This window comes from Corallococcus sp. AB049A, from assembly GCF_003668885.1.
In the GTDB taxonomy this organism is placed as follows: Bacteria; Myxococcota; Myxococcia; order Myxococcales; family Myxococcaceae; genus Corallococcus; species Corallococcus interemptor.
This window is the reverse complement of record NZ_RAWL01000411.1, coordinates 1-7,588: the sequence shown is the minus strand read 5'-3', so window position 1 is coordinate 7,588 and position 7,588 is coordinate 1. Positions and strand designations below refer to the sequence as shown.

The following is a 7,588-nucleotide window of genomic DNA, read 5'->3' as shown; positions in this document are numbered from 1 at the left end:
CCCGCGGACTGCCTCGCGAGGAGATGGGGACGACGGCAGGCAGGCGCCAGCGACGGGCTCGCCCCCCGGGGCTGCCTGCCTGCCCCTGGGGGCCGGGCCGTGTTCAGCGAAGAACAGCGGCCCTGTCCCCGCCGGCCACTACCAGGGCACTTCCGCGCCCTCGTAGTCGAAGAACCGGCCGGAGTGCTCCAGCGAGATGCTGTCGATGACCCGCAGCATCCCGCGCACGGACTCCTCCGGCGGCAGCGGCGCGTCCTGGCCGCCCATGTCCGTCTGCACCCAACCCGGATGCAGCAGCACGCACGCCAGGCCCTCGCGGCGCAGGTCGTTGGACATGGAGCGCACGCCCATGTTCAGCGCGGCCTTGGACATGCGGTAGGCGTACGCGCCGCCCTCCGTGTTGCTGGAGAGCGACCCCATGCGCGACGTGACGTGCGCCACCTTGCGCCCCGTGCCGTGGCGCAGCGCGGGCAACAGCGCGGAGGTGATGCGCAGCGGCCCGAGCGCGTTCACTTCAATCGTGCGCGCCAGGTCCTCGTAGTCCAGCTCATGCAGCCCCGACCACTGGCCGGCCACGCCCGCGTTGTTGATGAGCACGTCCACCGGCTCGCGGCAGATGCGCTCCGCGAAGGCCTGGACGCTCTCCGGGCGGGTGACGTCCAGTGGGTGGATCCTCAGGCGGCTGCCCGCCTCCAACAGCAGCGGCTCCAGCCGGCGCGCCAGCTCTGGAGCACGCACCCCCGCATCCACCGTTTCTCCGCGCCGCAGCAGCTGCTGGACGAATTCGAAACCGATGCCACGGCTTGCTCCCGTGATGACATAGCGCATGCCTTTATTAACGCGCCGGTCGGCGTCCCTTGGCAAAGCTCTTGCCTTCGCACTAAGGCGCCCGGGGTTGCTCAGCTCAGGACAAGCTCGGGAGTAGGACGTCATGACGGTCGCGGTCATTGGGGGAGGAATCACCGGCCTGGCCCTGGCCTACCAATTGCGGGCTCGCGGTACGGCTGCCGTGGTGCTGGAGTCAACGTCACGCGTGGGTGGAAACGTGCAGACCCATGCGCGTCAGGGGTACCTGTTGGAGACCGGGCCCAACAGTTTCCTGGACCGGGAGGCGACAACCCGTGAACTGGCGGATGCGCTGGGAGTGTCAGCCCGGATTCGTCCGGCGGACGCGGCGGCAAAAAAACGTTACGTCTTCACGCGCGGTGCACTGCGGGCCCTGCCCACATCGCCTCCGGCGTTTCTGAAATCCGACATCCTGCCCCTCGCGTCCCGCCTGCGGGTGGTGGGCGAGCTGTTCAGCGGACGCAACCCCACGGGTTCGGACGAGTCCCTGGCCCAGCTGGGGCGGCGCCACCTGGGACGTGAGGCGACGGCGGTGCTACTCGACGCGATGCAGACGGGCACCTACGCGGGTGACCCGGAGCAGCTGAGCGCGGAGGCCACGTTCCCGCAGCTGGTGAAGTTCGAGCGCGAGCACCGCAGCCTCATCCTGGGCGCCATCCGGGCGCAGCGCGCGGCGCGTCAGGCGAAGGCCCCGGGCGCGGTGGAGCCCGGCCCCCGGCTCAGCGGACAGATGAGCACGTTCGACGGCGGCCTGGGCGTGCTGGTGGACGCGCTGGCGAAGGCGCTGGGCGACGCGGTGCGCACGGACGCGAAGGTGGAGGGGCTGGAGCGCGCGGCGGACGGCTGGAAGGTGCGGTTCACGCAAGAAGGACAGGCCCAGGAGCTGAGCGCGTCGCACGTGGTGCTGGCGGTGCCCGCGCACGTGGCGGCGGCGCTCGTGCGCCCGCTGGACGCGCAGCTGGCGGACGTGGCGGACCGCATCCCGTACGCGCCCATTGCCGTCGTGCACCTGGGCTTCGCGCCGGGGAGCGTGCCGAAGCCGGACGGGTTCGGGTTCCTGGTGCCGGCGGTGGAGCGCACGGCGATGCTGGGCACCATCCACGTGTCCACCACGTTCCCCTTCCGCGTGGAGGGCGGGCGCGTGCTGCTCACGTGCCTGATGGGCGGCGCGCGCAGGCCGGAGGTCGTCGACCGGGACGAGGACGCGCTGGCGGCGCTCGCTCGCGAGGAGCTGAAGACGATGACGGGGCTCACCGCGGCGCCGGAGCTGACGCAGGTGTACCGCTGGCCGCGCGGGATTCCGCAGTACACCGTGGGCCATCTGGAGCGCGTGGCGGCGATGGAGGAGCGGCTGAAGCGCTGGCCCGGCCTGCACCTCACCGGCAACGCGTACCGGGGCGTGGGCGTCAACGACTGCATCCGGGAGGCGTCGCGGCTGGCCCAGGCGCTGGGAGGGCCGGCGGCACCTGCCACCCGGAGCGCCTGAGCGACCGCTCACCCAGTGACTCCGACGGCCGGGGGCAACCCTCCCCGAAGGGGCCCTGGGTCACGGGCAGAGTGCGTGGTCATGTTTCACGGACACTGGAGAAAGCCCCCATGTTCTCACTGCGCTCGCCGCTCCTGTTCGTGCTCGCCGTCCTCTTCTTCCCAGCGGTGCTCGCCGGGACACTCGTCCTGGACCTCGTCCCCGCGCCCGTCCCCCAGCGCTAGGACGCGGGACGGTGTAGCGTCCCGCTTCCGCATGCCGGAGACGCCGTCGGAAGGCTCCATCGTTCGCGCCACGCTGCGCGCGCTCGTCGCGCCGTGGCGGCTGGTCCCCATCGTCCTGGTGTCCATTCCGCTGCTCGCGGCGCAGGTGCGCTGGAGCCTGGATCCGCGCGCGTTCTGGATTGGCCTCCTGTTGTGCCTGCTGTGCGTCGCGGTGGCGCCCGTGTCGTACCGGGTGCTGTTCCCGGAGGGGCTGGACCTGAGCCATGGCGGCATCCGCCTGCTGCTCTACGCGGCGGTGGGCAGCGGCGTGGTGCTGTCCGTGGGCTACGCCCTGCCGCGCGTCATGCTGATGCAGCCCACGTTCCTGTCGGAGCCGTACAACCTGGCCATCTGCGGAGGCCTGTTCCTCGTGGCGGGCTGGGGGCTGGGGCGGGACATCGGCTTTGAAGAGACGCTGGCCCGCGAGCGCGCCCGCGCCACCCGCTTCGCCTGGGAGGCCGAGCAGGCGCAGCTCCTGGCGCTGCGCAGCCACCTGGATCCGCACTTCCTCTTCAACACGCTCAACGCCATCGCGGAGTGGTGCCGCGAGGACGGCGTCGTCGCCGAGGCCGCCGTGCTGCGGTTGTCCACGATGCTGCGCTCGGTGCTCGCGGGCGTGCGCAGCGTCAGCTGGCCGCTGTCGCAGGAGCTGGAGCTGATGCGCACGCTCTTCGACCTGCACCTCCTGCGGGACCCGGACCTGTTCCAGCTGCGCGTGGACGTGGCGGACGAGCTGGGGGACGTGCCCGTGCCGCCGCTGGTGCTCCTGCCCCTGGCGGAGAACGCGGTGAAGCACGGCCCGGCGGCCGGCCACCGGGGACCGTTGAGTCTGGAGGTAACGGCGCGCGGGGAGGCGGTGGTGGTGTCCATCGACAACCCGGGCGCGTCCAGGGGGCCTCGCGAGGGCAGCGTGGGCCTGCCCACCGTGGAGCGGCGGTTGGCGCTGGCCTACGGCGGCCACGCGCTGCTGTCCCTGGAGAGCGCCGGCGGGCGCACCCGTGTCACCGTCACCCTGCCCCGCCAGGGCCCCCAACCCGGAGTCCTCACGTGAGAGAGCCCCTGCGCGTCCTCATCGCCGACGATGAACTGCTGGCCCGCAAGCGCCTGTCACGCCTGCTGGCCGCGCTGCCGGACGTGAGCGTGTGCGGTGAAGCGGTGGATGGGGACTCGGTGCTCGCGGCGGTGCGCGCGGGCGGCGTGGACGTGGTGCTGCTGGACATCCACATGCCGGGCCTGAGCGGCCTGGACGCCATGGGGCTGCTGCCGGAGGGCGGGCCGCACGTCATCTTCTGCACCGCCCACGCGGAGCACGCGGTGAACGCCTTCGAGCACGGCGCGGTGGACTACGTGCTGAAGCCCGTGGAGGCGGCGCGGCTGCAGAAGGCGCTGGAGCGCGCGCGGGCGCGGCTGCCGGCGCGGGTGAAGGCGCCCACCGCGGCGGCGCCGGCGGCGGAGAAGCAGCCACTGGCGCGGCTGCCCATCCCGACGCGGCAGGGGCTGGTGCTGGTGTCGCCGGACGCCATCTCCCACGCGTCGCTGGAGGACGAGCTGGTGACGGTGTTCACCGCGCAGGGCGACTTCCTCACCGACTTCACGCTCAACGAGCTGGCGGACAAGCTGCCCCCGGAGCACTTCCACCGGGTGCACCGCCGAGCGCTGCTCAACCTGTCCCACGTGACGCGGCTGGAGCCGCTGGAGACGGGCGGCTACCTGGCGCGCACGGCGCGGGGGCACGCGGTGGAGGTGAGCCGCCAGTCCGCGCGCGAGCTGCGCCGCATGCTGGGCCTGCGCAAGGGCGCGGAGGACGAGGGCTGAGGACGCCCCCCGCGCTTGAAGCGGGCCTTCAGTTCCAGACGAACAGGCGGTGCACCTGCGCCGCGTCGTCGCCCAGCGTGTCCAGCAGGGCCTGCTTCGCGGGGCCGGGCAGCTCCGCGCCACCGCGCGCGCAGCGAGCCGCGTCCTCCACGCCGAAGGAGGGCGCGCCGCAGTACGCCTCCTGCCAGCGCGTGAGGAGCGACGCGAAGAAGTCATGCTCGTAGCCGCGCAGCTGCGCGTCCAGCCAGTTCTCCCTGTCGGGCCGCTCGAACTTCTGGGGCCGCACGCCGCCAGGCTCGAAGGTGATGTTGTGCTCGTAGCCGGAGGCCTCGATGGAGTTCTCCGCCTTCACCGCCAGCGGCGCGTGGCGCTCCTGGAGGACGCCCTGGGCCACCACCGCGAAGTGGTACTCCACGCCCCGGCGCTGCGCGTGGTAGTCGAAGGAGCGCGACACGTCGCGGTACTTCGTCACCTCCACCGTCGTCTTGTACTCGACCGTCTTCTTCTGGTGGACGAGGCGCTTCTTCATCACGCCCTTCTCCTCGTAGGACTCCTCCACCGTGTACGGCACCTCCGCCGTCGCGGTGCGGTCCTCGTGGTCCGTGTACGGCACGCGCTCCGTCCACGGCGCCGTCAGCTTCACCGGCTCGCTGATGCGCCGCTCGCTCATGCTCCCGGCGATGGTCAGCGGCGCGTGGCGCTGGGACTCCTCCGAGTACCAGGGCGAGGCCTCGAACGCGCCCGCCAGCCGCGTCGTCAGGTACTGCACGACGTCATTGCTGATGCCATCCACGGACACCTGCCACGTGGGCACGCCCAGCGCCTCCGGGAACAGCCCGGCGCGGGGCGCGGACTGCTGGTAGTGCACGCAGTAGCGAGACACCAGCTCCGTCCAGTGCTGCGCGCCGCCGGACAGCGACTGCTTCAGCTTCGCGCACGTCGCCGCGCCGCTCTGCGCCACGGCCTCCTCCATGTCGCGGCGGATGGGCGCCATCTCGGAATGGGACAGGAGCGCGCGCTTGCGGTCCAGGTGCGACTCCGCCGTCAGCGCGTGGCCCCGCTTCGCCTGTTCGACGATGAGCTGGCGCAGGTGCTGGTGCGTGCCCGCCATCTCCTCCAGCAGCGAGCTCTCCATGCCGCCATCCAGCTTGGAGTTCCACTTCACCCGGTAGGAGAGGAACTGCTCCAGGTTGCCCTCGGCGTCCTCGTCCCGCCCCTCCACGCGCGCCTGGCGGGCCTGGGTGAGCAGCTGCGACAGGCCGCGCCAGCGCAGGTCCTCCAGCGACGCGCGGTACTCCGGGTTGTTGGGCTCGTCCTGGACGAGCTTCAGGTAGACCTCGGCCGCCTCGACGAAGCGGCCCTTCTCCGCCAGGTCATTGGCCTTGCCCCGGGTGGTCGAGCACGCGGTCAGCACACCCGCGCACAGGAGCGCGGGCACGAGGAAGGACCTCCGGCGGGCGCCGGATCGGAACGAAGCGAAGAGGGAGGCAATCACGGGAACGGCACCCTTCAGCACGAGGCCCAAGGCCCCGCAGGCTGACCTTCAGGATGGCCGGATTATTCACCGCGACCGCCCCGTCCCGACAAGACCCCCATCCTGTCAGCGGTCCACCGGCCAGGTGTGCACCGGCAGCCCCTCCTCGGACAGCTCCAGGTAGCGCTCCAGCATCGCCGCCAGCGCGTCCTGCCGGGGCATGTGCGCCTCCAGCCGCTCCAGCACCGCCCGCTGCCAGCGGGCCCCGGTCTGCTTCAACGCCACGCGCTGGGCGATGACGTCCAGCAGCCCGTCCGCCTCCGCGGCCTCCACCCCGGCCGCCACCAGTCCTCGCCGCGCCACGGGCAAGAGCTGCTTCACCAGCTCCACCGCCGGCAGCACCCGGGGGCTGGGCGCGGCCTCCGCCGGCCACAGCAGCGTCGCGTTCAGGCCGTACCGCGCCGCCTGCTTGAAGTTGCGCCGCGCCTGCCAGAAGGGCAGCGCCGGGAGCAGCGCGTCCACCCGCTCCGCCAGCCCCAGCGTCAGCCCCAGCATGAACGCGCCGTTGGCCACCATGTCCACGGACGTGGGGCCCGACGGCAGCGCGCGGAACTCGATGCGCACGTGGCCTTCGCCCTGCGGATCATAGACGGCCCGGTTCCACGCCCAGACCGTCCCCTGGTGCAGCCGCAGCTCCTCCAGCTTCGGCAGGCCCCCGGCGGCCACCACCTCCAGCGGGGACTCGTGGCCCATCACCGGCAGCAGCGCCGGATGGAGCGCCACGGCCTCCGCGAACAGCTCGTGCGGGCCCTCGCGCACCCAGCCGTGCCCGAACGTCACGCGCGGGTGCAGGTGCGCGGCCTCGTCGCTGTCGCTGCGGTCGTCGGTGGCCTGCTGGAAGAGCGCCACGCGCGTCTCCTCCCACAGCCGCTTGCCCAGGAACACCGGCGAGTTTCCGCACGCGGCCAGCACCGGCCCGGTGGCCAGCTGCGCGGCGTTGTACACGCGCGCGAAGTCCTGGGGAGACACGCGCAGGTGGAACTGGAGCGACGTGTTCGCCCCCTCCAGCGTCACGTCCTCCCAGGTGAGGTTGAGCGTGTCGTCGCCCGCGATGGCCACCTGGAAGGGCCCGTCGCGGCGCTTGCGGATGGCCGTGGCCAGCGCCCGGTAGCGCGGCTGCGGCGTGAGCGCGTTCTTGCCCAGGTCCGCCTGCCGCAGCGTGGGGAGGATGCCCACCGCCGCCACGCGCGCGCCCTCCGTGGCCGCCGCGCGCTTCAGCTCCGCCAGCACGTCGTCCAGCTGGGCCTGGAGCCCGGTGAACGGCCGCCCCGCGAGCCGCGAGGGGCGCAGGTTCATCTCCATGTTGAAGCGGTTGAGCTCCAGCGTCAGCCGGTCATCCTCCGACTTCGCCAGCACCTGCTGGTTCACCGGCAGCGGCGAGCCCGCGCTGTCCACCAGCGCCACCTCCAGCTCCGCGCCCATCGTCACGGGCCCCACGCCGAAGCCGGGGCGCTTGAGCACCTGGCGCAGCGCCTCCAGGCTCTCCGCGAGCCTCGCCACGAAGCGCGTGTGCTCCTCCGGGGTGAACTCCTCCTGCTGGATGGCCAGTCCCATAGGCCCTCCACGATTGGCACGGCGCGGCGTGCTCGCACGCGAGGTGTCACCCGCTGGACGCCCCCACGTCCCCGGGCAGCCCCCAGCGCG

6 protein-coding genes are annotated in these 7,588 nt (G+C 72.3%); 3 read left to right on the top strand and 3 right to left on the bottom strand.

The window, feature by feature from the left end; all coding sequences use genetic code 11:
• Positions 1 to 138: 138 nt before the first annotated feature.
• Positions 139 to 828 carry an SDR family oxidoreductase gene (locus D7X55_RS31820; protein ID WP_120551042.1) on the bottom strand — a complete coding sequence of 230 codons (690 nt, stop codon included), beginning with the start codon at positions 826 to 828 and terminating at the stop codon, positions 139 to 141.
• 103 nt (positions 829 to 931) lie between these two features.
• Between D7X55_RS31820 and hemG the strand changes: the two genes are divergently transcribed.
• The 3 genes from hemG to D7X55_RS31805 all read left to right on the top strand — a co-directional run bounded on the left by hemG (position 932) and on the right by D7X55_RS31805 (position 4,410).
• Complete coding sequence (hemG, locus tag D7X55_RS31815; RefSeq protein WP_121725029.1) at positions 932 to 2,332, top strand: protoporphyrinogen oxidase; 1,401 nt, start codon at positions 932 to 934, stop codon at positions 2,330 to 2,332.
• Positions 2,333 to 2,587: 255 nt separating this feature from the next.
• Positions 2,588 to 3,646: a sensor histidine kinase gene (locus tag D7X55_RS31810; protein ID WP_121725028.1), complete on the top strand. Its 1,059-nt coding sequence runs from the start codon at positions 2,588 to 2,590 to the stop codon at positions 3,644 to 3,646.
• On the top strand, positions 3,643 to 4,410 hold the full coding sequence (locus tag D7X55_RS31805) for a LytTR family DNA-binding domain-containing protein (protein WP_121725027.1): 768 nt from the start codon (positions 3,643 to 3,645) through the stop codon (positions 4,408 to 4,410). Before D7X55_RS31810 ends, D7X55_RS31805 begins: the two co-directional genes overlap by 4 nt.
• A 28-nt stretch (positions 4,411 to 4,438) precedes the next feature.
• Here D7X55_RS31805 and D7X55_RS31800 read toward each other — a convergent pair whose 3' ends face one another.
• Complete coding sequence (locus D7X55_RS31800) at positions 4,439 to 5,905, bottom strand: hypothetical protein (RefSeq protein WP_158626452.1); 1,467 nt, start codon at positions 5,903 to 5,905, stop codon at positions 4,439 to 4,441.
• A 105-nt stretch (positions 5,906 to 6,010) separates the two neighbouring features.
• A complete protein-coding gene (locus D7X55_RS31795; protein ID WP_120551037.1) occupies positions 6,011 to 7,498 on the bottom strand; it encodes a glutamate--cysteine ligase in 1,488 nt (495 codons plus the stop codon).
• Between the last annotated feature and the right edge of the window lie 90 nt (positions 7,499 to 7,588).

Bases quoted from the DNA above. Each gene is read 5' to 3' on its own strand.
- D7X55_RS31820 (WP_120551042.1), bottom strand. From the start codon at position 828: ATGCGCTATGTCATCACGGGAGCAAGCCGTGGCATCGGTTTCGAATTC.
- hemG (WP_121725029.1), top strand. From the start codon at position 932: ATGACGGTCGCGGTCATTGGGGGAGGAATCACCGGCCTGGCCCTGGCC.
- D7X55_RS31810 (WP_121725028.1), top strand. From the start codon at position 2,588: ATGCCGGAGACGCCGTCGGAAGGCTCCATCGTTCGCGCCACGCTGCGC.
- D7X55_RS31795 (WP_120551037.1), bottom strand. From the start codon at position 7,498: ATGGGACTGGCCATCCAGCAGGAGGAGTTCACCCCGGAGGAGCACACG.